Source organism: Paraburkholderia sp. C35 (assembly GCF_003121405.1).
Taxonomy (GTDB): domain Bacteria; phylum Pseudomonadota; class Gammaproteobacteria; order Burkholderiales; family Burkholderiaceae; genus Paraburkholderia.
On record NZ_QBUY01000029.1, the window covers coordinates 16,402 to 42,083 of the forward strand.

Consider the following 25,682-nt stretch of genomic DNA (forward strand, 5'->3'; position numbering starts at 1 on the left):
TGTGAACCGCCTCGATGTTGTGCCGCTGCGCCTCGATGCGAGACCGCGGATGCGGCAGTCGGAAAGTGCCCTCGCATGCGCTGGGCTAACCCGATGCGCATACGCCATTCCTGACATGCCGGCGACTGAAAGCCAGTTGAAGCCGGAACGCGCGTTGAGGCCCGCACATCAGACAAAACCGCCCCGTGTGAGACATTCGCGCACCCGTTGTAACCTCGTGCATGCGTGTCATCAAAACGTCGAGTGACACATGCACGATCATTGTTCCCCGTATCGGTCGATGCGAGAGTCAGTGGCAGTACTCCCGACGGGTTTCATACGCCTTCCGGTTTCCTTTCCGCCAGGTAAACAAGAACATGTTGATCAATTGCGTGGCTTACCAGAACGGCCGGAAGCTCGGCGACATCAGCGTCGAGCAGATCAGCGATTACGTGCAAAAGCCTGAATGCTTCGTCTGGGTTGCACTCAAAGACCCGGAGCCAGCCGAACTGGACGCGATGAGAAAAGAGTTCGGTCTGCACGAGCTCGCGGTCGAAGACGTGAGCGCGCATCATCAGTGGCCGAAGATCGAGGAATACGGTGACTCGCTGTTCGCCGTGATGCATACCGCCGAATTTCAGGAAGATGGCAGCCTGCTGTTCGGCGAAGTCAATGTGTTCGTCGGCAAGAACTATGTGCTTTCAGTTCGCATGCGGACGATGCACGGTTTCCAGCACGTGCGCGAGCGTTGCGAGCAGGAGCCGGAACTTCTCAAGCAAGGTTCGGCGTTCGTGCTGTATGCGTTGATGGATCATATCGTCGACGATTATTTTTCGATTCTCGAAGCGCTGACCACCGAACTCGAAGAAATCGAAGATCGCATTTTCAAACCGCAACAGGTCAACGAAGCGCGCATGATCATCGAGGATCTGTACCACTTCAAGCGGCGCCTCGTCGTGCTTCGTCATCATGTCGGGCCGCTGCTGGAAGGCGTCGGCAAGCTCACGGGCGGCCGCGTCCCGAGAGTCTGCGAGGGCATGACGACCTACTTCAACGACGTGTACGTCCATCTGGAACGGATCGTCGGCGCCATCGAAGGGCGGCGCGAACTCGTCATCACGGCGATTCAGGTCAACCTCGGCATGATCGCGCTAGCCGAAAGCGAGATCACCAAACGGCTCGGGTCGTTCGCGGCGCTGTTTGCCGTGCCGACCATGGTCGCGGGTATCTATGGCATGAACTTCGAGCACATGCCCGAATTGCACTCGCACTATGGCTATCCCGTCGTCATCTCGGCGATCGTCGTGATCGATCTCTTGCTGTTCCGCTGGTTCCGCAAGGCGAAGTGGATCTGACGATCACCCACATTGAAAGTAAGGCCATCCGTGCATATCGGAAAAATACGATATAACATTCGAACCATAGCGATGCAGATGCCGACGTTCCGGCCAGAGAGTCTGCCCGCTGTTTCATGAGCACGAAGCCCAACCCGAAAACCACCGAACTCGACGTCGACGCAATCCACAAGGCGCTGGCCAATCCGGCGCGCCGCGTGATTCTCGCGAAGCTGCGCGAGCCGGAGAAGTACTTTCCGACTCAGGAGCTGTCGTACGACCACGGCGTCTGCGCCGGCCAGTTCGACGATTGCTGTGGCCTGTCGCAGTCCACGGTATCCGCGCACCTCGCAGCCTTGCAGCGTGCGGGGCTGATCACGTCGAAACGTGTCGGTCAATGGGTGTTCTTCAAGCGCAACGAGGCCGTCATTCAGGCGTTCCTCTCGCACATGAACGCGGATCTCTGACGCACGTCTCGCGTCTTCGCTTTTTCCGAATGCAGTTCGACACAACGGGCCATGCGCCCGCAAGGATTGAATCACTATGCCGACACTTTTCGACCCGCTCCAGATTGGCGACCTCACGCTGAAGAACCGTATCGTGATGGCGCCGCTCACGCGTCAACGCGCTGGCGACGTGCGTGTGCCCAATGCGCTGATGGCGAAGTACTACGCCGAACGCGCGACGGCGGGCCTGATCATTTCCGAAGCCACTTCCGTCACGCCGCAAGGCCTCGGCTATGCAGACACGCCGGGCATCTGGTCGGACGAGCAGGTGGAAGGCTGGAAGCTGGTGACGGACGCCGTCCACAAGGAAGGCGGCAAGATCTTCCTGCAACTGTGGCACGTCGGCCGCGTGTCGGACCCGGTGTTCCTGAACGGCGAACTGCCCGTTGCACCGAGCGCGATTGCGCCCGAAGGCAACGTGAGCCTCGTGCGTCCGCAACGTCCGTTCGTCACGCCGCGCGCACTCGACATCTCGGAGATCCCGGGCATCGTCGCTGCGTATCGCAAGGGCGCGGAGAACGCGAAGAAGGCTGGCTTCGACGGCGTCGAAGTGCATGGCGCGAACGGCTATCTGCTCGACCAGTTCCTGCAGGACAGCACCAACAAGCGCAGCGACGCTTACGGCGGCTCGATTGAAAACCGTGCACGTCTGCTGCTCGAAGTGACGGATGCGTGTATCGATGTATGGGGCGCGGATCGCGTCGGCATGCACCTCGCGCCGCGCGGCGACGCACACACGATGGGCGATTCCGATGCAGCCGCTACGTTCGGTTACGTCGCGCGTGAACTGGGCAAGCGCAAGATCGCGTTCATCGCGGCACGCGAAGCGCTCGGCGACGACCGCCTTGGCCCGCAACTGAAGAAGGCGTTCGGCGGCGTGTACATCGCCAACGAAAACTTCACGAAGGACAGCGCGCAAAAGCTGCTGGACTCGGGCGAAGCTGACGCCGTGGCATGGGGCAAGCTGTACATCGCGAATCCGGACCTCGTGCGCCGTTTCGAACTGGACGCGGCGCTGAACGCGCCCGTTCCCGCGACGTTCTATGCGGAAGGCGAAGAAGGTTACACGGACTATCCGGCGCTGGAAGTGGTTAGCTGATTCTGTATCGGACGGTATCGTCCGGTAGCAATACAAACGCGGCGGAAAGCTCTTTCCGTCGCGTTTTTTTACGCCCGGCTTTTATGCCTGCTCTACAGGCTTCACCGCGCGCCGCATGAACACCCGCTTCGTCTCATCGACACCGCGCGCGATGCGCAGCTTGCGAATACGCAACAGGGCCGCGTCGAGTTCATCGTCCGCCAGCACGCTGAAGCCGAGCCGCTGGTAATACGGCGCATTCCACGGCACGTGCCGGAAGGTCGACAGTTCGACCTGCGCGATGCCCGCCTCGCGTGCCCTTTCATCGACCTGATCGAGCAGCGCTGCACCAATACGCCTGCCCGCGTGCTGCGGCACGACGTCGAGCGCTTCGACGTAGATGCGCGCGGGCAGCATCGCGAACATCACGAAGCCCGCGCATTCGCCGCCGCACTCCGCGATGACCACTTCCTTTGCCCTCACCTTCTTCAGCACGAACGGCGCGTCCATCGGGCGCGCTGCCGCAATGCCCGTCAACCCGACGCTGACAAAGCGCTGCGCCGCCTCGTATTCGACGACGCGGATCGACGGAACATCGTCGGGCACGGCGAGACGGTAGTGGACGGCGGGCGCTTCCATCGCGTTCATGAGTGAAGTCTGAGCGGACAGTTTGACACTGCTTGCCCATGCAACTCAAGGCGTGCGCCACGCCGATATAATCCAGCGACAGACCTTCCCGCACAGGAGTCGCTCGATGGCACTTTCCGGTCTTCCCGTCTTCGCACTCGCAGTCGTCCTTGCAGCCGGTTCGCCCGTCCAGGGCATTGCGGCGCGCGCCACACACTAAACCCGCCTTCTCTCCCTCAACGAGGTCCGCATGCGCCCACGCATGTTCACGCAGATCGGCCGCGACGCGCTGCATGCGCTCGGCCGCGAGCTGGCCGCCTGGAAGCCGACCACAGAGCGCGCCCTGTTTGGCGTCGAGGCGATGATCTCGGTCGTGCTGTCGGTGGCGCTCGCGCATCTGCTGCATCTGCCCTATACGTGGTGGGCCGCGATCAGCGGCTTCGCGGTGATGCAGACGCGCTTCTCGGCGTCTGCGCAGCGTGCGCTGCATCGCGTGCTCGGCACAATACTCGGCGCCCTGCTCGGCGCGGTGATCGGCCCGCTGATCGGCGATCGTCCGTGGCTGTTCGTGCCCGTGCTGGGCCTGATCGGCGGCTTCTGCGTGTATCGCGGGAATGGTTCGTCGGCGTCGTATGCGTGGGTGCTGGGCGGCATCACGTGGGTGATGGTCACGTTCGAGGCACACACGCTGCTTACTTTCCGCCCAACCGCGTCGTTCGCGATGCTGCGAGTCGCCGAGGTGTGCGTCGGCGTGTTCGCCTGCCTCGTGGTGTCGGGCGCATTTCACTGCGGCATCCGGTGGTGCGAGCGGCATCGGCCTGCATCGAAAGTCGTTGCTGCGGCAACCGCCAACGCGAATGCACTGCCGCCCACCTTCGAAACGCTACGCCACGCGCGCATGGTACTGGGCGTGCAGGCGGGCATCGCGGTGGCGATTCTCGCGGCACTTACCTATACGTTCGATCTGCCAGGCTTCGCACAGGCGCTCGTGACGACCATCGCCGTGATGATCCTGCCGCCAAGCTCGGTCATCGTGCGCTCGCAGAAACCGGTCGCCGACAAGATGGTGCAACGCGTGATCGGCTGCCTGATTGCGGGCGCCGTCGGCGTCGCGCTGCTGCCGCTGATGCACGGCCAGATCGTGCCCTGCCTGCTCGCGCTGGCGGCGGGTATCTGGGCGGGCTGCCACGTGCAGACGGGCAAGGAAGGCGCGAGCTACATCGGCCGGCAATTCACGATCGCGTTCATCATGGTGTTCGTGCAGGACCATGCATGGTCCGCCGATCCGCACCCCGCGATGCTGCGGCTCGCGGGCATTCTCACGGGCATCGCGATTCTCACGTGTGTGATGCTGATCGCGTCGCGCCTGTCGTTCCTGCCCGCGTCCGAGGAAGCCACGCCGTAAACGCTGCGCGGCGGCCGTTCGGTCCAATCCGGCTCAAGGCTCGCCGAACAGCGCCTCGCACAGTTCCCGCCCTTCGGCCGTCAGCGACGCCGAGCCGCGCCCTTCGTCGTCCATCTGCACGGCGACCACGCCCGCCGATTGCAATTGCGTGAAATAGCGCCGCAGCGTGCTCATGGGCAGATCGGCGCGCTTGCTGATCTTCGCGAGCGACCACGCCTTGTCGGGCGATTCGCGCGACGCTTCCCAGAGCAGCATCAGCAACTGCTCGACGGTGGGATCGAGGTCGTTATCGTCGTCATCGTCTTCGCAATGCTTGTCGTGTGCCGAGTCATTCGGATTCAATCCCGTTCTCCTGTCGATCAAACGTCTGCTCATCGGCGCATGCTGGCGGCGGCCAGCTTGCCGACCGTCACCAGCGCGCTCTCGATTTCCGGCGACCATGCATAACTGTAATTCAAGCGGATGCAATGGCTGTATCCGTCCGTGGTCGAAAACATGTAACCCGGACCGACCGTGATGCCATGCTCCAGCGCGAGCTTGTAGAGCTGCATCGAATCGACGCCTGGCGGCAGTTCGACCCACAGCACGTAACCGCCCATCGGATGCGACACGCGTGTGCCTTCGGGAAAGAAGCGCGTGACCATCGTCGTCATCAGTTTCGCGCGCTGCGCGAGGCCCTTGCGCAGCTTGCGCAGATGATGCTCGTAGCCATCCTGCTTCAGATACTCGGCAATCGCGAGCTGCGGGATCGACGGCGTGGTGAGCGTGTTGAGGAACTTGAGCTTTTCGACCTGCTCGCGATAGCGCCCCGGCATCGCCCAGCCGATCCGGTACGCCGACGTCAGCGTCTTCGAAAACGACCCACAGTGCAGCACCAGCCCTTTCCTGTCGTAGTTCTTGAGCGCGCTGGGGTGCACGTCGCCGAAGTACAGTTCGTGATACACGTCGTTTTCGATCACAGGCACGTCATGCTTCGCCAGCAGTTTGACGAGTTCGCGCTTCTTCTCGTCCGGCATCTGGAAACCGAGCGGATTCTGGAAGTTCGGCATCACCATGCAGGCGGCGATCTTGCGCTTGTCGAGTATCTGCGCGAGCGCGCCGAGATCGATGCCTTCGCGCGGGTGCGTTGCCACTTCGATGGCCCGCATGCCCATGCGCTCGATGGCGTGCAGCATCGCGTAAAAAGTGGGCGATTCGACGGCGACGGTATCGCCCGGCTTCGCCACCGCCTGCAGACAAAGGTTGATCGCTTCCGTGGCACCGACTGTCACGACGATCTCGTTCGGATCGACGGCGATGCCGTTCTCCAGATAGCGCCGCGCAATCTGCCGGATCAGGTCGGGATTGCCGGGCGGCAGTTCGTCGGTGACGCCCCATTGCGTCTTGCGCCGGCCGATCAGATGCGCGTAACGATTGATCTTCTGGAAGGGATAGAGGCCCGGATCGGGATATGGCGAGCCGAGCGGCACAGCTTCGTCGCTGCCGATGGAACGCAGCGTGGACAGCACCAGCCGGCTCACGTCCACTTGCGCTGACACGGCGATCGGCTTGGATACGTCCAGTTCCTGTACAGGCGGCGGCGCGTCGTTTGCACCGAGGCGCACGAAGTAACCCGATTGCGGGCGGCTCTGGATAATGCCCTTGCTCTCCAGGATCAGATAGGCGCGCAGCACCGTCGTGATGGAGATCTGCCGGTGCTGGCTGGTCTGCCGCACCGACGGCACGCGCTCGCCCGGCCGGAACACGCCGCGCCGGATCTGCCCTTCGATTTCCTTCGCCAGTTCTTCGTAAAGCTTCACGGGATGCCTCTAACCTGGGCACAGCGGACGGGCGAAACGCCCAATTTTTGAGCACAGTTCACCGAAAATGCGCCCTTCGGTGGATAACAGTCGCAACTGTACTCTTTTTCTATCGCGCATTGTGTACACACCGGCTACGCGTATTCCCCACTACCCTTGCTTCAACATCAAGTCACACCGGACGCAAGAACACATGGACAAGACCAGCACGAAACCGGGCCGCATCGAACCGTACACGGGGCCTGCCGCTGGATGGGGCGCATTGAAGTACGTCGCGATCAATCTCGTCAAGGAGAAGGTCGCCGGGGGCAAGTACAAGACGCTGTTCAAGCAGAACCAGCCGGACGGCTTCGACTGCCCCGGCTGTGCGTGGCCGGACCGCCAGCATGCGTCGACCTTCGAGTTCTGTGAAAACGGCGTGAAGGCGGTGGCAGCGGAAGCGACCAGCAAGCGCGTGACGCCTGCGTTCTTCGCGCAGCACACGGTTGACGAACTGATGAAGCAGGATGACTACACGCTCGAACAGCATGGTCGCCTGACCGATCCGATGGTGTTCGATCCGCTGACGGACAAGTACAAGTCCATTTCGTGGGACGCCGCGTATCAGCTGATCGCAAAGCATCTGAAGGGACTGGACAGCCCGCACCGCGCCGCGTTCTACACGTCGGGCCGCGCGAGCAACGAAGCCGCGTTCCTGTACCAGCTGTTCGTGCGGATGTACGGCACCAACAATTTCCCCGATTGCTCGAACATGTGCCACGAGGCGACGAGCCGCGGTTTGCCGACTACCGTCGGCATCGGCAAGGGTACGGTGTTGCTGGAAGACTTCGAGCACGCCGACACGCTGATGATCTTCGGCCAGAACCCGGCGACGAATCACCCACGCATGCTCAACGAACTGCGTGATGCGGCGAAGCGCGGCGCGACCATCGTGTCGATCAACCCGCTGCGCGAGCGCGGTCTCGAACGGTTCGCCAGCCCGCAACACGTGGCGGACATGCTGACGTCGGGTGTGCAGATCGCGTCGACGTTCATCCAGCCGAAGATCGGCGGCGACTTTGCGCTGATCAAGGGCGTGGCCAAGCGCGTGGTGGAACTCGACGATCTCGCCATCGAACAGAACACCGAGCGTGTGCTCGACGTTGCGTTCATCGAAGAGCACACGGCGAACTTCGCTGCCTTCGCCGACGATCTGCGCGCGCAAAGCTGGGCAGCGCTGGAAGAAGAATCGGGCGTGCCGCGTGAAGACATCGAGAACCTCGCGCGCATCTATGCGAACGGCAAGCGCGTGATTGCGACGTGGGGCATGGGCATCACGCAGCACAAGCATTCGGTGCCGACGGTGCACATGCTGTCGAACCTGATGCTGATGCGCGGCAATATCGGCCGTCTGGGCGCCGGTTTGTGCCCGGTGCGCGGCCACTCGAACGTACAGGGCAACCGCACGGTCGGCATCGAAGAAAAGCCTACCGATGCGTTTCTCGACCGTCTTGGCAAGGTGTTCGATTTCGAGCCGCCGCGCGGGCATGGTTACGACGTGGTCGAAACGATCGAAGCGATGCTCGAAGGGCATGTGAAGGTGTTCATCGGGCTGGGCGGCAATTTCTCGATTGCGACGCCGGACACACCGCGCACGTGGGACGCGCTGCGCGCATGCGATCTGACGGTGCACATCACGACCAAGCTGAATCGCAGCCATCTGGTGCATGGTCGCGAAGCGCTGATTCTGCCGACACTCGGGCGCACCGAGATCGATCTGCAGAATGGTGTTGCGCAGGGCGTGACGGTCGAAGACTCGATGAGCATGGTGCACGTGTCGTATGGCATGAACAAGCCGGCGTCGGAGAATCTGGTGTCGGAAACGCGCATGGTCGCTGAGATCGCGCACGCAACGCTGGGTAGCGCGAAGGTGGACTGGCTCGCTTACGCGAATGATTACGCGAAGGTTCGCGATGCGATTGAGTGGTCTGTCGACGGATTTTTCGAGTACAACAAGCGGATCGAGCAGCCTGGTGGATTTCATTTGCGCGTGGCTTCGCGCGAGCGCGACTGGAAGACGGGCACGGGCAAGGCGAACTTTGTCGTACATCAGATCCAGCGCGATACGCCGATTCAGCGTGCGAAGAGGTTGCACGGCGAGCGTGCGATGACGTTGATGACTACGCGGTCGCATGACCAGTACAACACCACGATTTATGCACTCGATGATCGTTATCGGGGTGTGTATAACCAGCGGCGTGTTGTGTTTGCCAATGCTGCGGATATGGCTATGCTGGGATTTAAGGCCGGTGACTGGGTCGATATGGAAACCATCTGGGATGATGGGATCGAGCGGCGAGCCGAGCGGTTCTTACTCGTTGAGTATGATATTCCGCGTGGGTGTTTGGGTGCTTATTATCCGGAGACTAATCCGTTGGTGCCGCTGTCTAGTACCGCTGATGTTTGCAATACGCCGACTTCCAAGTCGATTCCGGTTTTGTTGCATGCTTCTGTTGAAGTCGCTGTCGCTGCTTGAAGTTGGGTTTTTCTTGCTGGCGCTGGGTGGCTGGGTTGTTCGGCTGTTCGTTCGCTGGCGTCCGCTTATTGTTAGTGGTCTGCTAGTGTTGCCCCTGTGCGGGGCAGCACCTACTTTTCTTTGCCGCGGCAAAGAAAAGTAGGCAAAAGAAAGCCGCTGAACACCGCCAGTTCTTGTAGTTGCCTGCGGGTCCCCCACCGGTCCTATCCTTCACACGGCATCAATCTTCTTGATGCCCGCTGCCAGCGCTCTTTAAGAGCGCATCACCCGCTTCTGACTCCCGCGTCTCATTGGACCTTACCAGTCTGTCCACGGCCGCCCAGGTGGCAAACGGTGTGTCGGCTTTCGCGCCTTACACGCATCACTCCGGACTGAAAAGCAAAGGCGGTGTCTCTTGTAGGATCGCCGACGCATAGTGCGCGACAACCTACACACCGTTTGCCACCTGGGCTGCGGTAACGGTTCGTTGCCGCTCGCTGCACTACGGGTGATTGGAGTGGGGTAGGCGACTATTCGAAGCGTGGGCAACGGGCGATGACTGAGAGGTTGCCGTGTGAAGGATAGGAACCGTTGGGGGCCCGCAGGCAGTGACCGGAGTGGGTGGTGTTAGCCCGCTTTCTTTTGCCTACTTTTCTTTGCGGCGGCAAAGAAAAGTAGGTGCCGCCCCGCACAGGGGCAACGCATGAAGCACCACTAACAACACGCGGATGCCAGCGCAAAAACCCCTACACCATCCTCCGAATCACAGCCTCCAAAGAAACATCCCCTCTAACCACCGCCGAAGGCGCCTCAAACTCAATCCACCCTTCATTGAACCCATCGAGCATCTGCATCCGGGGCAGCGGATTCTGCATCCCTTGTGAGCGGAACAAAGACTCCCATTGATCCCGCGCCACAACCTCTGTCCGCACAGGACGACCCATCGCCTCAGCAAACGCATCAGCAATCTCAACAGGCGTCACACGCCGCGGACCTTCAAGCTCGACAACACGCACACCCGCCCAGACATCCTGCAACAACGACGCCGCAACACGGCCAATATCATCCGTGGCAACCATCGGCACAGGCTTATCCAAAGGCTGCAAGAAACTGGGAATCACGCCGCGCTCACGCGCCGGCTCCACATCCCACACAGCATTCTCGAAGAACCACGCAGCGCGAAGAAACGCGACAGGCATCGGCAGCGTCCGCAATTCCTGCTCCATGATCCCAAGCTGATTCAGCAGATTAGGCTGCACGGCCTGCGCGCCGATCGTGGACAGCACCACCACCCGCGATGGCCCAGCAGCAAGCAAGGCGGCCCGCAACGAAGCAATATTCCTGCGCGACTCCGCAAAATCCGGCGATGGAGCGAACACCGGCGGCAAAAGCACGAACACACCCTCGGCACCTTCAAACGCACGCTGCAACGCGTCCACGTCGTGCATCTCCGCAAGCGCCACGTCGCAGCCCCGCGCGGCCCACGACGCGCCCTTCTCCGCGCTACGCACCACTGCGCGCACCGCCTTGCCCTGCGCCAGCAACGTATTCGCCACCACGCCGCCAACCTGTCCCGTGATTCCCGTAATTGCGTACATCTTCAAACTCCCGTTCAATTGACAATACCTTCCGACGGGATTCATTCTGGTCCGCAGCGATGCTTTACACCATGACATGAGTGTCATTTGATTCATGACACAATGTCATTCATCTCAGCGCAATACTGCACAACACCGCAGATAAACGGAGTCCACCATGTCCTTCGACGAACGCATCCTCAACGGCATGGGCGTGCTCACAGCCATCGTCGAAAGCGGCAGCTTCGCGGGCGCGAGCGAACGGCTCGACATGTCGCAATCGGGCGTGAGCCGCTCGGTGGCGCGGCTTGAGGCGCGGCTCGGCATCCGTCTGTTCGACCGCACCACGCGCACCGTCAAACTCACCGATGAAGGCCTGCGTCTGTACGAACAGATCGTGCCGCTCATGGATGGCCTCGAAGAAGCGGCAGCGTCGGCAGCAGGCGGTGCGACGGCCGTGCGCGGGCGGCTGCGCGTGAACGTCGATCCGTTCTTCTCGAAGATCGTGCTCAGCCCGCGCATCGGCGACTTCGTCGCGCGCGATCCCGATCTCAACCTCGACCTGATCACGCGCGATCAGCTCGGCGACCTGGTCGCCGACGGCTTCGATCTCGCCGTGCGCTTCGGCGAGCCGCGCCCGTCCACGCTCGTCGCGCGCAGACTGCTCGACACACGTATCGTGACGGCCGCGTCGCCCGGCTATCTGAAGAAACATGGCCGTCCGCTCAAGCCGACCGATCTCGAACGCGAGCCGCACAACTGCATCCAGTATCGCGACCCGGAATCAGGCCGCCCGTTCGTGTGGGAATTTCACCGGCCACGCAAGAAACTCATCATCGATGCGCGCGGCCGGCTGATGGTCAACGACGTTTCGACCATGCACGGCGCGTGCCTCGCCGGGCACGGCATCGCGCAGATCATGGCGCTCGGCACGCAGCCGCTATTCGACAGCGGCCGCCTCGTCGATCTGTTTCCCGACTGGCCCGACGAACGCTTTCCGCTATACGCGCTCTACCCCTCGCGGCGTCACCCGTCCGCGAAAGTGCGCGCGTTTCTCGACTTCATCGTCAAGATCACCGGCTCGCCGCTCAACGACAAGCCGTGGTACTGACCTGCACGTCGCGCACATCCATGTGCCGCTTTTGATGCGCGCCCGCCAGGCCATCACGCCCATCACTTGCCGTTCTTGATGCGCGCCTGCTCGGCGACCGCCTTGTAATCGTAAGTCGGATAGAACTCGGTGCGGTATCCGCCCCACGCGGTCTCCTCGATCGCGCGGTTCACCTCGCGCAGCCGGTCAGCCGGCACGCGCAGCGTCACGACCTGGCCGATTCCCATCATCACGTACCACGACACCACCTCGATCCCCGGCGGCGGAAACGCCTTGTAGAAGCCCTGATCGGCGAGTTGCTGGTTGATCCTGGGCAGAGGCTTCGACTGGTCGTGCTTCAGAAAGATGGTCAGCAGGAACGTGCCGTCTCCCACGGGCGTGGGCGACGGCGTCGCGCCGGGCGTGTTTTGCGCTGCGGCGGGCAACGGCATCAGCGCGGCGAGCGTCGTGACGACAGCGGCTCCAGCAATCCATTTGCGAACAGCGTGCATCGGCTTTCTCCCTGGTGTTGTTGACGGACGGAAGCGAGGAAAACAGCGCCGCATTCATCATGCCACCGCCGCGTGCCACGCACATGACCACGCTCCGGCTCGAACGGATTCACATTTAGGGTAAAACATATGTTGCGATAATTATTTTCATGGCAACATATGTAAACACGCTACGGATACAACCAGAGGACCAGCAATGAACCGACTGACTTCACTCGCACTTGCCCTGTGCGTCGCGGCGCCGTGTTTGACGGCCGCGACGGCTGCCACCGCCCAGGAAAGCCAGCCGACGCTCGGCAAGATCGAGGCCGCCAATCTGATCGTGATCGGCCATCGCGAGACGTCGGTGCCGTTCTCGTACGTCGATTCGAACAATCAGGTGATCGGCTTTTCGCAGGATCTGTGCAACCGGGTCATCGACGCCGTGAAGACGAAGACGCACAAACCGAATCTGCAGGTGCGCTTCGTTCCCGTGACCTCGCAGAACCGCATTCCGCTGGTGCAGAACGGCACTGTTGATCTGGAATGCGGCGTGACCACCAATCTGACCTCGCGTCAGAACCAGGTCGCGTTTGGCGATACGTTCTTCGTCGCGACGACGCGCTTGCTCACGCGTAAAGATTCGGGCATCAAGGACTTTCCCGATCTCGCCGGGAAGACGGTGGTGACGAATCAGGGCACCACGTCCGAGCGCATTCTGCGCAAGATGAACGAAGAGAAGAAGATGAACATGCAGATCATCAGCGCGAAGGATTACGGCGAAGGCCGCATGACGCTGGAGACGGGCCGCGCAGTCGCCTACATGATGGACGACGTACTGCTCGCGGGGACGCGCACGCTGACGGCCAAACCGGCTGACTGGGTGATCACCGGCACGCCGCAATCATCGGAAGCGTATGGCTTCATGCTGCGCAGGGGCGATCCGGCATTCCTGAAAGTCGTCGACGATACGCTCGCTCAGGTGATGAAGAGCGGTGAGATCGACGCGATGTACGACAAGTGGTTCATGAAACCCGTGCCGCCGAAGAACATGAATTTCGATTTCCCGATGAGCGACAATCTGCGCACGCGGTACAAGAATCCCAACGACAAGGCGTTCGAGTAAGTCTTGCCGGCCTGGCCGCCCTTCAATGCGCTTTCAGGTCAGCGCGGCCAGCCAGCCGGTATTGAGCGATGGGCATGGCGCCGGAGTAAAATCGAACCACAGACACTCGTGACGATCCGCTCCGGAGCCGCAATGAACTCGCCCTCGCCGAAAGAACAAAAAACGCGCTGGAAACCGTCGCCTACCATGCTGAACGTGTTGACGGCGCTGATTGGCATCGGCACGCTGGGCGCGGGGATCGGCTGGCTGGTGTATAGCTGGTTCGTCGATCTCGAAGTGCCCTACTTCGCGATTCCACTCGTGATGTGCGTGCCGGTTATCGTTGCCGTTGCGTTCCGGAACATGTTTGATTGACGCCGGTCGGCCCGGCGCCGTGCGCAACGCAAGGCAACCCGAACCGACCGTCAGGCGGCCTTGACCGCCGCAATGCCCTCATCCAGTTCACCGCCCAACGCATCGACAACACCGTCGAGCAGCTTGGCCAGTTCCCCTGTCATCAGCGTGAAATCGGACTCGAACTCTTCGTCCTCGTTCTGAGCCGTCGGATCAGCGGCGTCCTTGATCACGTCGAGCGCCGTCACGCGCTTGATCGTCAGCGAAGGCGTCAGCACAAACGACACACGATCGTTCCACGTCATCGCCAGCCGCATGCATTGCTTGCCGGCTTCGATATGCCGCCGCATGTCGTCCGCTTCGAGCGCATGACCGACGTAACGCACGGTCGCATTGCCTTCAGCAGGCGAGCGCAGTTCAGTGTCCTGATCCAGCGTGAAATTGACGGGGCCATCACCGGCGAGCAGCCAGTTTGTCATCGCCGACACGGGCGCCTGCGCGACCCGCACGCTCGAAATCGGCAAACGGTCCACCGATTTGACCAGCAAGCCCAGCACATCGTCACCCAGCGCTTGCGAAGCGGAATCGATCACGAGCCAGCCATTGACCGTGTCGATCCAGACGCGCGTATCGCGCTGGATGCTGAATGCGCGGGGCAGCAGTTCGTCGGTGACCTGCTCTTTCAGATCGCGCATCTGCTTGCGGCCGGGCTTGAAGCCTTGCTGTTCCTCGAGTTCCTGCGCGCGTGCCTTGGTCACCTGCGTGACCACGGAAGCGGGCAGCAATTTCTTTTCTGCGCGGAACGTCAGCAGCATCTGCTTGTTGACGGAGTAGACGAGCGCGCCGTCATTGCGCGGCGACGTCCATCCCTGACGCGTCGTCTCGACGCTGTTGGCTGGCTGGAATGCGTGTGGCTCGAGCCACTTTTCCATTTGCTCGACGCTCACTTTCCACGGAGCGGGCAGACGGTGAAGCTGTAGATTCTTGAACCACATGGCGAGAACGGGCAAAGCGCGTCATTCTATATGACGATGGCGGCAACGCGGATTTTTGCTTGCTCTTGCAGTGGCGGAACCCCGTCGAGAGCGCACCGCCACTGTTGCCCGTTCAGGCCAGCATCACGTTAGCTCGCGATTCCTGCCTGCACTTTCGCAGCGACATCGGCGGGCACCCATGTCTTCCACATCTCGGGATGCGTGCGCAGGAATTGCGCGGCCATCGTCTGCGCGTCCAGTTTCTTGACGCTCATGTCGAGAATGGTCGCATTCAGGAAGTCCATCGGGAACTTGACCTTCGAGAACATCGTCATTAGTTGCGGCTCGGCGTTGTAGAACGGCGTGGACGCGCCGACCGTCACGTGCGATACCATGTACGACGATGCGCATTGCTGCGTGCTGCTTTCGTTGCGCAAGGTCTGCCAGCAAGCCTCGTTGTAGGCGGGCATTTTCAGTTCGGTCAGCTTGTACTTCGCCATCAGCGCGGCAGGACCCCAGTAGTAGAACAGGATCGGCGCGCCGCGCGTGTAGGCCGATGCAATCGCCGCATCGAGTGCCGCGCCCGTGCCGGGGCGGAAGTTCGTGTACGAGTCGTCGAGCTTGAGCACCTTCAGCAGACGCGTGTTGACGCGCTCGCAGTCCCAGCCGCTCGGGCAGTTCAGGAAGCGGCCCTTGTTCGGCTCTTCGTCGTCGGTGAAAACGTTCTTGTACTTCGGCAGATCCGCCACCGATGCGAGGCCCGGCGCCGATGCCTTGATACCGCGCGCGGGATCGCCCTTCACCACGTAGTCGGGCACGAACCAGCCTTCCTTCGTGCCGCCCGGCAGCGTATCGCCGACCAGCTTCACGCTGCCTGTTTCGACGGCTTTCGACGTGATCTCGCTGCGGCCCGTCCATTGCTCGGCCCATATCTGCACATCGCCGTGCGCGAGCGCGGTTTCCGTCGCGGCCGTGCTGCCCGGCACGACGTCCGTCTTGCAGCCGTAGCCCTTCTCCAGAATCTGCCGCAGCACTTCCGTTGCGAACGCACCGCTCTCCCACGTAATGCCAGCGAAGTGCACGGTCTTGCCGGCGCTGCACCAGCTTCCTGGTTTCGCGGCATTGCTGTCGGCGGCGTGCGCGCTGCCTGCTGTGAACGCGGCTGCCGCAGTCGCAACGGCAGCAAGCAGTTTGATCGATCGCATCATCTTTCGTCTCCTATTCCGCGCAAAATAATTTGCGGCGAATGTCTCGAATCTTGTAGTGATTGGCCGCGCGGATGACACGACCCGCCGCGTCATCGCAAGCGTGTGACATGGCATCGCGATTGTGCGGTCCGTTTTTTTCGACGATGAAGCGATGTTTTTTGATGCCGGGTATGAGTCCCGCTCAACATCGGGTTTCTACGTTGGGGTTTGCGCGGAGACAGCCGGGTTTCGCGCAGCAGGGCTCAGCGCACGGGATAGCAGAAGCCGTAATCTTCACAGCCTGGGCAGCCCGGCGCGGGCACTGGCTCACGTCCTTCGGCAAACGCCAGTTCACGCGCGAGAAATTTCTTCCAGCGCGTGTTGTCCGTGTTGCGTGCGACGAGTTGCGGATAGTGGCGCGTGAGGATAGCCGTGACGTCGTCGCGCCCATTGAGCCCGAGATCGCGCCACAAATGATCGGGACGCAGGCAGGCGCTGGCGATGATCGTCGCGAGGCACTGCGCATCGGCGTGGATCGCGTCGAGCGAGGACTCGTGTTGCAGCAGCAGCGCGCGCATCGTATCGACGAAAGACTGATGCTCGCTCGCGGCAATGTGCTCGGGCACGCCATGCCACGGAAGCGCGCCCGGAAAATGGCGGGCGCGCAAAGTATCGAGGGCCGCGCGCGTCAGACCGAGATGCAGCATCTCGTTGCTCGCGACCTTCGCGCCGATCAGCCGCGCGAACATCACGGTATCGGCCGCATCGCACTGTTGTGCACCATCGAGCAGGCGCGCGACTTCCGCGTCGCGGATGTGATTCGGTTCCGTTGTCATGCACTCGCCTCCTGTTGCGCAGGGCGCCGAAACTGCACTACACGCATCGACCATCGCGCAGCCACGTCAGGCCGCCTCCGACGCGCCGAACTTCTTGCGATACGCGCCCGGACTCGTCAACGCAATACGCCTGAAATGCCGTCGCAGCGACTCTTCTGAGCCGAAGCCCGCCAGTTCCGCGACGCGCGACATCGGCAGATCGGCGGGAGCCTCCAGCAGTTCGCGCGCCATGGCCACGCGCTCGCGGATCAGCCATTCGTAGGGCGCCATGCCCGTCGCGTCGCGAAACTGACGCTGCAACGTGCGCGGACTCATCGCCGCCTCGTTCGCCAGCGAGGCGAGCGTGTGCGCGTAAGCGGGATTGGCGCGCACGTAATCCATCAGACGCGCGAGACGGCTGCTGTCGTCCTGCGGCATCGGGCGCGGCACGAACTGCGCCTGGCCGCCCTCGCGGTGAGGCGCCACCACCAGCCGCTGCGCGACGCGGTTCGCCACCGCGCTGCCGTAGTCGCGCCGCACGAGATGCAACAGCATGTCCAGACCCGCCGCCGAGCCCGCCGACGTGATCACCTGCCCTTCATCGACATAAAGCGCATCGGGCTTCACACGCAATTGCGGATAACGCTGCTGGAGCTTGTCGGCGTAACGCCAGTGCGTCGTCACCGTCTTGCCGTCGAGCACGCCTGCCGCCGCGAGCACGAACACGCCCGAACAGATCGAGCAGACGCGCGCGCCGCGCGCAACAGCGGCGCGGATTTTCTTCAGCAGCGCTTCGGGTGGCGGCTCGTCGGGATCGCGCCAGCCGGGCACGACGATGGTCGACGCGCGGTCGAGCATCCTGAGCGTGTACGGCGCGGCTATGCCGATGCCGCCCGCCGCGCGGATCGGTCCCGGCTCGATGGCGCACACGGCGAACCGATACCACTGCACATCGAGTTCCGGACGATCGAGCGCGAACAGTTCGGTCACGCAGCCGAATTCGAAAGTGCAAAGGCGGTCGTAGACAAGCGCGGCGACGAGATGATCTTGCATGGCGTAATGTTACCGGACTTCGGCAATCACGCCACGGATGCGCAACGAGGATTCGCAGGCATGTCAGCGGAATCAGGCGGTGGCGAGTTGAAAGCCCTCGTCGATCCATCCTGTGATGCCGCCGATCATGATTTTCACGGGGCGTCCAAGCTGCGCGAGCCGGATGGCACCGCGCGTCGCGCCGTTGCAGTGCGGGCCGGCACAGTAGGTGACGAACACCGTGTCGTGTGGATAGTCCGCGAGCTTCGAGGCCACGATCTTGCCATGCGGAAGATTGACGGCGCCCGGCACGTGACCTTGCGCGAACATCGCGTGGCTTCGTACATCGAGCAGCACGAAGTCGTGTGTGTCCGGGCCGCCCGACAACGCCGCGTGAACGTCGGCGCAATCGGTTTCGAAAGCGAGCGACGCGGTGAAATGTGCAAGTGCGGCGGCGCTGTCGGCTGCGGCAACGGTAGTGACGGATGACATTGTGTGGTTTCCCGGTCAGTTGCGATGCATGCATTGTCCGGTGGGAACGCAACACACGACAGTGGCGCAAACGACGACTACCGGTAACATCACGCCACCAATTCGACGAGGCATGCCCGGCATCGAAGGATGAATCTGGCTGCAATCACGGCGAACGAACCGGCGCATGCTTTCGCCGGCGCCGGCTAGTCGCCTAATCGCCTATGCGCTTGAAGCTGGCGTAGTAATCGTCGGTGTAGTAGCAGTCGCTCGTCGACTTGCGCAGTCCGCCACACACGATGCGGCGCAGCCCGCGATCTGCCGCGCCGGGCGTGCGAACCGTGTAGGCGTGGTAGTAACCGCGTGGATGCTGCGGCAGCAGAGCCGCGCTATTGCGAAAGAGGACGCCGTCCTCGCCGAACGGGAACGGGCCGCCCGCTTTGATCAGACGCAACGTTTCCGCGGCTTCTGCAGGCAACTGCGCCTTGCCGACGGTGGCGAGTGCGCCATGCCCCTGCGCGGCCGATGCGGCGAGCGCGTCGCTCGCGGCCTGCGCAGGCTGACTCGCCGCCTGACTCGCAGATGCACCCGAATCGGCGGTAGCGTTTTGCGATCCACCCTTGCCGCACCCGCCGAGGATCGCGCTCAAGGTGATGATGCAGGAGAAAGCCCACGCCCGATTCACGAAACGGTGCCTCCGGGTTGACCAGCATTGGACGACCAGATGGGTTTTAAGGGTATCGCTAATGGCGGAGTGAATCAACGTTCGGTGGAAAGCGGGAAGGTTTGCCCGCGATCTTGCATGCCGTTGAACGCCGACATACGCTTTCCCCCGAAGATTGCACTTTTTTGTTTGCCTGCACGATACATGCATCGGCACAATCGAACGGGATACGATGCAGGTGCCATGGCCAATATGAAACTCGATCTATCGTGTGATGCCACTGCACGTCGCTATTCGAAGCGGCCGGACACGCTTCTCGTCGAGTTCGCGACATCCAGCGGCGTGCTGACGACACTCGAAGGCGACGTCGCTTACGCAACCGGCGACGCGTTGTTGACCGGCCCGGCCGGAGACCGCTGGCCAGTTCGCCGGCAGCGATTCGACGCAGCGTATGTCGCGGTGCCGCCCGTCACTCAGGGACAAGCTGGAAACTATCGCCGCACACCCAATGTGGTGTGGGCGAGGCAGATGACTGCCCCGTTCGAGGTGCAACTGGACACCCGCGGCGTGTTGCGAGGCAAAGCGGGAGACTGGCTCGTGCAGTACTCGCCAACCGATCAGTCGATCGTCGACGAACACATCTTTGCGCAAACCTATATAGCCGTCGACTGATCGCGCGCTCGCATTGATGACGCAATAAATTTTCGGCCTGGAAAAACGTCAGGTCTAAATTGCGCGAATATCCGGCCGATACACTATTCACTGGCGGTTGCACAAGACCGCATTGCACGCTCACACGGACAAGCGCGCGGAGCACGGCGTGCGCTAAACACACGCTCCAGGCCGTCCAATCAAAGTGCGACAGAAACCCTGCATAGAAAAGAAAACTTGCGCTTCATTCGGCCAGTTAATTCATGCAGACTCAATGCTTCAATTCATGTGAATAAAAACCATGCGATCAACACAGCAAAGCAGCCCGGTAATACTTGGTCAGATTCTTGAATAAAACTTTTAATATTCCGCTCAATATTCAAGAACAGCTGCCGTTAACCAGTTGAGGGAACTTCCTCTTGCGACGGAACTGACATGCAGAGCACTTACAATCTGGGTCTGGTTGTCGTGTCGCTCGCCGTCGCAACACTGGCTTCATACACGGCGCTCGACCTGGCCGGACGTATTTCCACCATGGCATCGGCCCGCCTGCGCCACCTCTGGCTTGCAGGCGGCGCGGCAGCCATGGGCACGGGCATCTGGTCGATGCACTTCATCGGCATGCTCGCCTTCTCGCTGCCGATCCCGCTCGGCTACGACTTTTCGATCACCGGCTATTCGCTCATCATCGCGATGATCGTGTCGTACTTCGCGCTCGTCCAGGTGGCGCGTCCGACACTGTCCATCCGTCGCCTCATCACGGGCGGCCTGCTGATGGGCTTCGGCATCGCGGGCATGCACTACACCGGCATGGCCGCGATGCAGATGCAACCCGGCATCCGGTATCACCACGGCCTGTTTGGCGCGTCCATCGTGATCGCCATCGCGGCTTCGATCGCTGCGCTGTGGATCGCGCACACGCTGCGCGATTCGACGCTGCGTCACGTGCTGCCCAAGCGCATCGGCGCGGCTTGCGTGATGGGCGTCGCCATAGTCGGCATGCACTTCACCGGGATGGCCGCCGCCGATTTCCTGCCCGGCTCGATTTGCGGCGCCGCGCGCGGTGTCAACGCGCAATGGCTCGCCACCACCATCCTGCTCTTCACGCTCGCGATCCTGATCGTCACGCTGATCCTGTCGCGCTTCGATGCACGTACAACCTTTCTTGCCGGTTCCGTGTCGTCGCTGAACAATCAGATCGTACGTCTTGCCACCTACGACACGCTCACCGATCTGCCGAACCGCCGCACGCTGACCGAGCGCATCGAGCGCGCGATTCACGCATCGAAGCTGAGCCGGCGCGGCTTCGCGATCCTCTTCATGGATCTCGACGGCTTCAAGACGATCAACGATTCGCTCGGCCACGCATTCGGCGATGAAGTACTGAAATCGTTCGCGAACAATCTGCGGCAATGCGTGCGTAACGTCGATACCGTCGCGCGCCTGGGCGGCGACGAATTCGTGGTGCTGGCCGAGAACCTCGGCGCGCCGCAGGACGCGGAGAAAATGGCGGAAGCGGTGCTCGAACGGATGCGCAACGGCATCAGCACGCAGAGCCAGACATTGCAGGTGATGCCGAGCATCGGCATCGCGCTCTATCCGCAGGACGGCGATTCCGTCGATGAACTGCTCAAGCATGCCGATGCCGCGATGTACGAAGCGAAGCGCGGCGGCCGCAGCACCTATCGCTTCTTCGAAGCGCACATGAACGAAGCCGCGATGCGCACGCTCAAGATCCAGAGCGCGCTGCACGAAGCACTCGGCAAGGGTTATTTCTCGCTGCACTTCCAGCCCAAGTTCCGCGGCGACAGCGGCGAAGTGGCGGGCGCCGAAGCGCTGATCCGTCTGAATCACCCCGACATCGGCGCGCTGGCGCCGTTGGACTTCATCCCGATTGCAGAGCGCTCGGGCCAGATCGTGCAGATCGGTTACTGGGTCGTGCGCGAGACCTGCCGCCAGATTCGCCGCTGGGAAAGCGCGGGCCTGCCGTCGATGAAGGTGGCCATCAATCTGTCGCCGCGCCAGATGGCGCAACCGGATCTCGTCGTACGGATGCTGGAAATCGTGCACGCGGAAGGCGTCTCGTGCGACCAGATCATGTTCGAGATCACGGAAACCGTCGCGATGCAGGACGCCGCGAAAACAACCGAAATGATCCGCGAATTCCAGACCAGCGGCTTCGAGATTTCAATCGACGATTTCGGCACCGGCTATTCGAGCCTCGCCTATCTGCAGCGTTTCCGCGTGAAGCAGTTGAAGATCGACCGGTTCTTCACGAACGGGCTGGACGCCGACGGCCACGAAGGCAGCGCCATCGTGCAGGCAATCATCGCACTCGCGCATTCGCTCGAGATGGATGTGGTCGCGGAAGGCGTCGAAACGGCGTCGCAACTCGACAAGCTCAAGGACCTGCAGTGCGACGAAATGCAGGGCTTTCTGCTCGGCAAGCCGCTCACGGCCGACGCATTCAGCGAACTCCTGCAGGAGCGCATGCCGACAACGTGACGGGTGCCCTTGCCGCGCCCTGTCATTGGTCTGCGGTCGACACGTCCACCGCTTGCAACGCGAACGTCGCGGGCTCGATATGCGGGCTTGCGACAGCCGACGTCACGTCGCGCCGCGTCAGTTTCCCATCCACCGATGCGCCCACATCCATGCGCAATTGCTGGTAGTAAATGTTGCCCGTGATGTGCGCATTCTCCAGCAACTCGACGAAGTGGTCGGCGATCACATCGCCCGTGATCTGGCCGTTGACGATCACATCGTAGCCGTATACGTTGCCCGTGATCGAACCGCGATCGCTCAACACCAGCAGCGTCTCGCATCCCGGCTTGCCCGTGAGATTGCCCTTGAGGTGACCGTCCATGCGCAGACCGTCGCTGAACTCCAGGTCGCCCGTGATGTACACGTCGTGTGCAATGAGGGTCGCCAGTTTGCTCTGGGACACGCCGGGTGATTTTTTCTTGCTGAACATGATCGATACCGAAGTGAGAATGAAAACCCGTGAAACCGCGCCTCAGCGGCGCGAGCGGCCTTGCTCCTGCAGAAACAGCACTTGCGCCTGAAGCTGGCGCACTTCGACGGTGAGTGCATCGGCGGACTTCTGCACGCTCGCACGCGATGCCGCTTCCTGCCGGAGCGCGAGTTGCGCGCGCGCCAGCGCGTCCTGCGTGTCGTCGTGTGCGGCAGGTGCAGCGGGCGCGGTGCACGGTGCGCTGGCGGACACGGCACGCATTGCGTAGCCGTGCATCGCTGCAGCGCCTGCTGCGACACATGCCGCGCAGACGAACGCCCACGTCGAAAGGCGCACGGCAAGCGAGCGCATCGGCTGCAACACGTACGTGCGCTGCATCACCATCCGACGGCGCGCGCGTTGCCGGCCAGCCCGAAGAAGATCAGCCATGAGACGGCCCCATGAACAGTGCGAGATAGTCGGTCGGGTCCACGGGCGCGCCGTTGACGAGTACTTCGAAATGCAGATGCGGGCCGGTCGAGCGACCCGTCGAGCCGACATCGGCGATATGCTGGCGCGGCAGCACGAGATCGCCCTCCTGCACATCGACCCGCGACGCGTGGCCGTAGCGCGTGATCAGCCCGTTGCCGTGATCGATTTCGACGGCATTGCCGTAGCCGGCTTCCGGCCCTGCGTGTATCACGCGACCACCCGCTGCAGCGAGAATCGGCGTGCCCGTCAGCGCGACGAGATCGACGCCCGGATGAAAGCTGAGCCGGCGCGTGAACGGATCGATGCGATTGCCGAACGGCGAGCCGAAGCGCGCGCCGTCGACAGGCATACGGCCTGGAAACGACTCCCAGTTCGCAACATGCAGCGTGGTTTCCTGTTCGAGCGCCGACAGCGTCGCCGCGAGACAGGCGATCCGGTCATGGATCGCGGCGGCACTGCGCTCGTCGTGGCCTTTCGGAATGTCACAAGGGCGCGGCGGCAATAGCGGACCGCCCTCGCCGGCGTCCGAGGCGTTGTCGGGCGTTGTGTCGTTGGTTTTTTCTTCGGGCGTGCCGGACGGCTCGCTTGCCGGCATGTGAACCGTCACGCGGCCATCTGCAGCGTGCGTCACGATGGCCGCTGTTCGCCCGCCGTGCTTCGCGGACAACGCCGCTTTACCGGCCGGTTTCTGCGCGCTATCGGTCACATCGTCGCCTGCGTCGTCACCGAGCACGTCGCTCGCCGACAGCACGGGCGCGGCGAACACGGGACGCGGCAAGGTCTTGATCGTCTTCAGACGGTTTTCGAAATCGTGCAGTGTCGCCACTTGCGACGCCAGTCGCGTCAGCCGCGGCTCCATCTGCTCGACTGCCGCATTCAGCTTGCCGAGTTCGGCGATCGTGTAGTCGCGTGCGATGCGGCTGTCGGCCTGCCCCGCAGCGGCATCGCGTTTCGGATGATCGCGGCCGATCACGATACCCGCCGTCAACGCCAGCGCCGAGCTGCAACAGGCGACGACTACGCCGATCGTCAGCGCAGTGCGCCGCGTCACGAAACGCACCGAGCCGTTCGTCAGGTGCTTGCGCGCGCCCCAGATCAGCGACATCAGCAGCCGCCTTTCAGCACGCGCGCGATGCGCAGCGTCACACATGCGCAACGTGCACACGCGGCGACGATCGTGATGCGCGCGGCGGACGGCGCGAAGTAACAGTGAACCAGCATACGCAGGAAAACGAATCGATTTCGTGGATGGGGAAAACGGTGGCGCGCATTATCACGCCATCTGCCTGGCCCACATCTCAATTTGGACGAATTCGGATTCGTCGCAAGTTCGCATCATGAGCGACGTGCGTTTGCCGTTGCATCAGACGGCAAGCAGTCGCAGCAACCGCTCGCGCAACGATTCGCTCGCCTGCGTCATCGGCGCGCGCAAGCCGCCATCCATCAAGCCTTGCGCGGCCAACGCCGCCTTCACGGGCGCAGGGTTCGACTCGGCTGTCAATGTACGGATCAACGGCACGAGCGCATGAAACAGCGCGCGTCCATCGTCGAGCCGGCCCGCCTTCAACGCGCGATCGAGCGCAACGAAGCGCTCCGGCCACACATGCGCCGACGCCGCGATCGCGCCGCTGCCGCCCATGCAAAGCGTGTCGAAAATACGGATGTCATCGCCCGCGAGCACCTGCAGGCGGCCGTCGAGAATCAGCGCATGCGTGGTGTCGAGCGAACCGGCGCAATCCTTGATCGCCTGAATGCGCGGGTGCGCGGCCAGCGACAGCAGCGTCTCCAGTTCGATGCGCACGCCGGTTCGCGCGGGAATGTCGTACAGCACGACGGGATGCTCGCTGGCGTCGGCGAGCATCGTGAAATGCGCGGCAATCCCCGCCTGCGACGGCCGCACGTAGTACGGCGCCGACACCAGCAAGCCCGCGAGCGGCAGCGCGTTCAGCCGCTGCACGCGCTCGCGCATGGCCGGCGCATTGTTGCCCGACACGCCGACGATCACGGGCACTGCATCGCCCGCGGCGTCGAGCGTGGTGGCGAGCACGGCTTCCTGCTCGGCGACATCGAGCGAAGACGGCTCGCCCGTCGTGCCGAGCGCGACGACGCCCGCCACGCCCGCGTCGGCATAAAGCCTGATCAGACGGCGCAAGGCGGCGTGATCGACGGCGCCGTCGGCGGAAAACGGCGTGACAAGGGGAATCCAGATACCCGAAAACGTAGACATGACTTTCCTCGACCGCGACCGTACGGTAACCGTTCAGCGGCGAGGAGGCAGACAGGAGGCGGGAGTGTTGAAGACCGTCGGTCGAGGCTGTTCCGTCGCACATCTGACGGAACAGCAGCTCCGGTCAGATGAGCGGCTGTTTTTTGGCTTTGGAAACGGCAGCGCGTGCGGGCGCGGCGCGCAGCTGCGCGTGCATTTCTACCCGGTTATGAAGCGTTTGGCCGTTTTCCATGTCGGGAAGTGTAACCGCAAAGCCGCGCCCGATGCCGCCCGAATTTCGCCCGAACGGGCGAAACACGAAAAAACCTTGACTTCCTCGCCCGGCGAATTAATATACGCACCGCGTATATCCACCGTTATCTCCTGACGAAAAGAGG

Annotated in this window: 26 protein-coding genes; 11 read left to right on the plus strand and 15 right to left on the minus strand. The window is 62.3% G+C overall.

The window, feature by feature from the left end; genetic code table 11:
* Window positions 1-356 precede the first annotated feature (356 nt).
* The 3 genes from corA to DK391_RS19020 all read left to right on the plus strand — a co-directional run bounded on the left by corA (window position 357) and on the right by DK391_RS19020 (window position 2,918).
* A complete protein-coding gene (corA, locus tag DK391_RS19010; protein WP_109479519.1) occupies window positions 357-1,334 on the plus strand; it encodes a magnesium/cobalt transporter CorA in 978 nt (325 codons plus the stop codon).
* Between the two features lie 116 nt (window positions 1,335-1,450).
* A complete protein-coding gene (locus DK391_RS19015) occupies window positions 1,451-1,780 on the plus strand; it encodes a helix-turn-helix transcriptional regulator (protein WP_109479520.1) in 330 nt (109 codons plus the stop codon).
* 76 nt (window positions 1,781-1,856) lie between these two features.
* Complete coding sequence (locus DK391_RS19020) at window positions 1,857-2,918, plus strand: alkene reductase (RefSeq protein ID WP_109479521.1); 1,062 nt, start codon at window positions 1,857-1,859, stop codon at window positions 2,916-2,918.
* 81 nt (window positions 2,919-2,999) lie between these two features.
* Here DK391_RS19020 and DK391_RS19025 read toward each other — a convergent pair whose 3' ends face one another.
* Entirely contained in the window at window positions 3,000-3,536 is a 537-nt protein-coding gene (locus tag DK391_RS19025; protein WP_109479522.1) for a GNAT family N-acetyltransferase, read from the minus strand.
* Window positions 3,537-3,774: 238 nt separating this feature from the next.
* Here DK391_RS19025 and DK391_RS19030 point away from each other — a divergent pair, with 238 nt between their 5' ends.
* The gene (locus DK391_RS19030; RefSeq protein WP_109479523.1) at window positions 3,775-4,929 is read left to right on the plus strand and encodes an FUSC family protein; all 1,155 of its coding nucleotides are present in this window, start codon (window positions 3,775-3,777) and stop codon (window positions 4,927-4,929) included.
* A gap of 33 nt (window positions 4,930-4,962) precedes the next feature.
* Here DK391_RS19030 and DK391_RS19035 read toward each other — a convergent pair whose 3' ends face one another.
* Both DK391_RS19035 and DK391_RS19040 read right to left on the minus strand, forming a co-directional pair.
* Window positions 4,963-5,271 carry a transcriptional regulator gene (locus DK391_RS19035; protein ID WP_109479524.1) on the minus strand — a complete coding sequence of 103 codons (309 nt, stop codon included), beginning with the start codon at window positions 5,269-5,271 and terminating at the stop codon, window positions 4,963-4,965.
* A 29-nt stretch (window positions 5,272-5,300) separates the two neighbouring features.
* A complete protein-coding gene (locus DK391_RS19040; protein WP_109479525.1) occupies window positions 5,301-6,728 on the minus strand; it encodes a PLP-dependent aminotransferase family protein in 1,428 nt (475 codons plus the stop codon).
* 193 nt (window positions 6,729-6,921) lie between these two features.
* Here DK391_RS19040 and DK391_RS19045 point away from each other — a divergent pair, with 193 nt between their 5' ends.
* Window positions 6,922-9,243, plus strand: coding sequence for an FdhF/YdeP family oxidoreductase (locus DK391_RS19045; protein WP_109479526.1), 2,322 nt, complete (start codon window positions 6,922-6,924; stop codon window positions 9,241-9,243).
* 725 nt (window positions 9,244-9,968) lie between these two features.
* Here the strand turns inward: DK391_RS19045 and DK391_RS19050 are convergent.
* Entirely contained in the window at window positions 9,969-10,820 is an 852-nt protein-coding gene (locus tag DK391_RS19050) for an NmrA family NAD(P)-binding protein (protein ID WP_109479527.1), read from the minus strand.
* A gap of 157 nt (window positions 10,821-10,977) precedes the next feature.
* On the opposite strand from DK391_RS19050, the gene DK391_RS19055 reads away from it, so the two are divergent.
* Window positions 10,978-11,910, plus strand: coding sequence for a LysR family transcriptional regulator (locus tag DK391_RS19055; RefSeq protein WP_109479528.1), 933 nt, complete (start codon window positions 10,978-10,980; stop codon window positions 11,908-11,910).
* 62 nt (window positions 11,911-11,972) lie between these two features.
* Here the strand turns inward: DK391_RS19055 and DK391_RS19060 are convergent, their stop codons facing one another.
* On the minus strand, window positions 11,973-12,401 hold the full coding sequence (locus DK391_RS19060; protein ID WP_109479529.1) for a hypothetical protein: 429 nt from the start codon (window positions 12,399-12,401) through the stop codon (window positions 11,973-11,975).
* A 196-nt stretch (window positions 12,402-12,597) separates the two neighbouring features.
* On the opposite strand from DK391_RS19060, the gene DK391_RS19065 reads away from it, so the two are divergent.
* Window positions 12,598-13,506, plus strand: a complete 909-nt coding sequence (locus DK391_RS19065; RefSeq protein ID WP_109479530.1) for a glutamate/aspartate ABC transporter substrate-binding protein — start codon at window positions 12,598-12,600, stop codon at window positions 13,504-13,506.
* Between the two features lie 132 nt (window positions 13,507-13,638).
* A complete protein-coding gene (locus DK391_RS19070; protein WP_109479531.1) occupies window positions 13,639-13,860 on the plus strand; it encodes a hypothetical protein in 222 nt (73 codons plus the stop codon).
* A gap of 50 nt (window positions 13,861-13,910) precedes the next feature.
* Here the strand turns inward: DK391_RS19070 and DK391_RS19075 are convergent, their stop codons facing one another.
* The 6 genes from DK391_RS19075 to DK391_RS19100 form a co-directional block, all read right to left on the minus strand.
* Window positions 13,911-14,834, minus strand: a complete 924-nt coding sequence (locus DK391_RS19075) for a recombination-associated protein RdgC (protein WP_109479532.1) — start codon at window positions 14,832-14,834, stop codon at window positions 13,911-13,913.
* 128 nt (window positions 14,835-14,962) lie between these two features.
* Window positions 14,963-16,021: an ABC transporter substrate-binding protein gene (locus DK391_RS19080; protein ID WP_109479533.1), complete on the minus strand. Its 1,059-nt coding sequence runs from the start codon at window positions 16,019-16,021 to the stop codon at window positions 14,963-14,965.
* A 242-nt stretch (window positions 16,022-16,263) separates the two neighbouring features.
* Window positions 16,264-16,836 carry a nitrogen fixation protein NifQ gene (locus DK391_RS19085; protein WP_109479534.1) on the minus strand — a complete coding sequence of 191 codons (573 nt, stop codon included), beginning with the start codon at window positions 16,834-16,836 and terminating at the stop codon, window positions 16,264-16,266.
* Window positions 16,837-16,902: 66 nt separating this feature from the next.
* Window positions 16,903-17,868 (minus strand): transcriptional regulator FtrA, encoded by a 966-nt coding sequence (ftrA, locus tag DK391_RS19090; protein WP_109479535.1) that lies wholly within the window; start codon window positions 17,866-17,868, stop codon window positions 16,903-16,905.
* Window positions 17,869-17,940: 72 nt separating this feature from the next.
* The gene (locus DK391_RS19095) at window positions 17,941-18,339 is read right to left on the minus strand and encodes a rhodanese-like domain-containing protein (protein ID WP_109479536.1); all 399 of its coding nucleotides are present in this window, start codon (window positions 18,337-18,339) and stop codon (window positions 17,941-17,943) included.
* Between the two features lie 193 nt (window positions 18,340-18,532).
* On the minus strand, window positions 18,533-19,003 hold the full coding sequence (locus tag DK391_RS19100; RefSeq protein ID WP_109479537.1) for a ribonuclease: 471 nt from the start codon (window positions 19,001-19,003) through the stop codon (window positions 18,533-18,535).
* Between the two features lie 222 nt (window positions 19,004-19,225).
* Between DK391_RS19100 and DK391_RS19105 the strand changes: the two genes are divergently transcribed.
* Window positions 19,226-19,654, plus strand: coding sequence for a PGDYG domain-containing protein (locus DK391_RS19105; protein WP_109479538.1), 429 nt, complete (start codon window positions 19,226-19,228; stop codon window positions 19,652-19,654).
* Between the two features lie 414 nt (window positions 19,655-20,068).
* The gene (locus DK391_RS19110) at window positions 20,069-22,138 is read left to right on the plus strand and encodes an EAL domain-containing protein (protein ID WP_109479539.1); all 2,070 of its coding nucleotides are present in this window, start codon (window positions 20,069-20,071) and stop codon (window positions 22,136-22,138) included.
* 22 nt (window positions 22,139-22,160) lie between these two features.
* Here DK391_RS19110 and DK391_RS19115 read toward each other — a convergent pair whose 3' ends face one another.
* From DK391_RS19115 to dapA, 4 genes are all read right to left on the minus strand, one after another.
* Window positions 22,161-22,607, minus strand: a complete 447-nt coding sequence (locus DK391_RS19115; protein WP_109479540.1) for a polymer-forming cytoskeletal protein — start codon at window positions 22,605-22,607, stop codon at window positions 22,161-22,163.
* Between the two features lie 42 nt (window positions 22,608-22,649).
* Complete coding sequence (locus tag DK391_RS19120) at window positions 22,650-23,036, minus strand: hypothetical protein (protein WP_109479541.1); 387 nt, start codon at window positions 23,034-23,036, stop codon at window positions 22,650-22,652.
* Window positions 23,029-24,183, minus strand: a complete 1,155-nt coding sequence (locus tag DK391_RS19125; protein ID WP_109479542.1) for a M23 family metallopeptidase — start codon at window positions 24,181-24,183, stop codon at window positions 23,029-23,031. Before DK391_RS19125 ends, DK391_RS19120 begins: the two co-directional genes overlap by 8 nt.
* Window positions 24,184-24,441: 258 nt before the next feature.
* Complete coding sequence (dapA, locus tag DK391_RS19130) at window positions 24,442-25,305, minus strand: 4-hydroxy-tetrahydrodipicolinate synthase (RefSeq protein WP_109479543.1); 864 nt, start codon at window positions 25,303-25,305, stop codon at window positions 24,442-24,444.
* Here dapA and DK391_RS19135 point away from each other — a divergent pair.
* Window positions 25,304-25,672 (plus strand): hypothetical protein, encoded by a 369-nt coding sequence (locus tag DK391_RS19135; protein ID WP_109479544.1) that lies wholly within the window; start codon window positions 25,304-25,306, stop codon window positions 25,670-25,672. The two genes, dapA and DK391_RS19135, sit on opposite strands and share 2 nt — an antisense overlap.
* Window positions 25,673-25,682 lie beyond the last annotated feature (10 nt).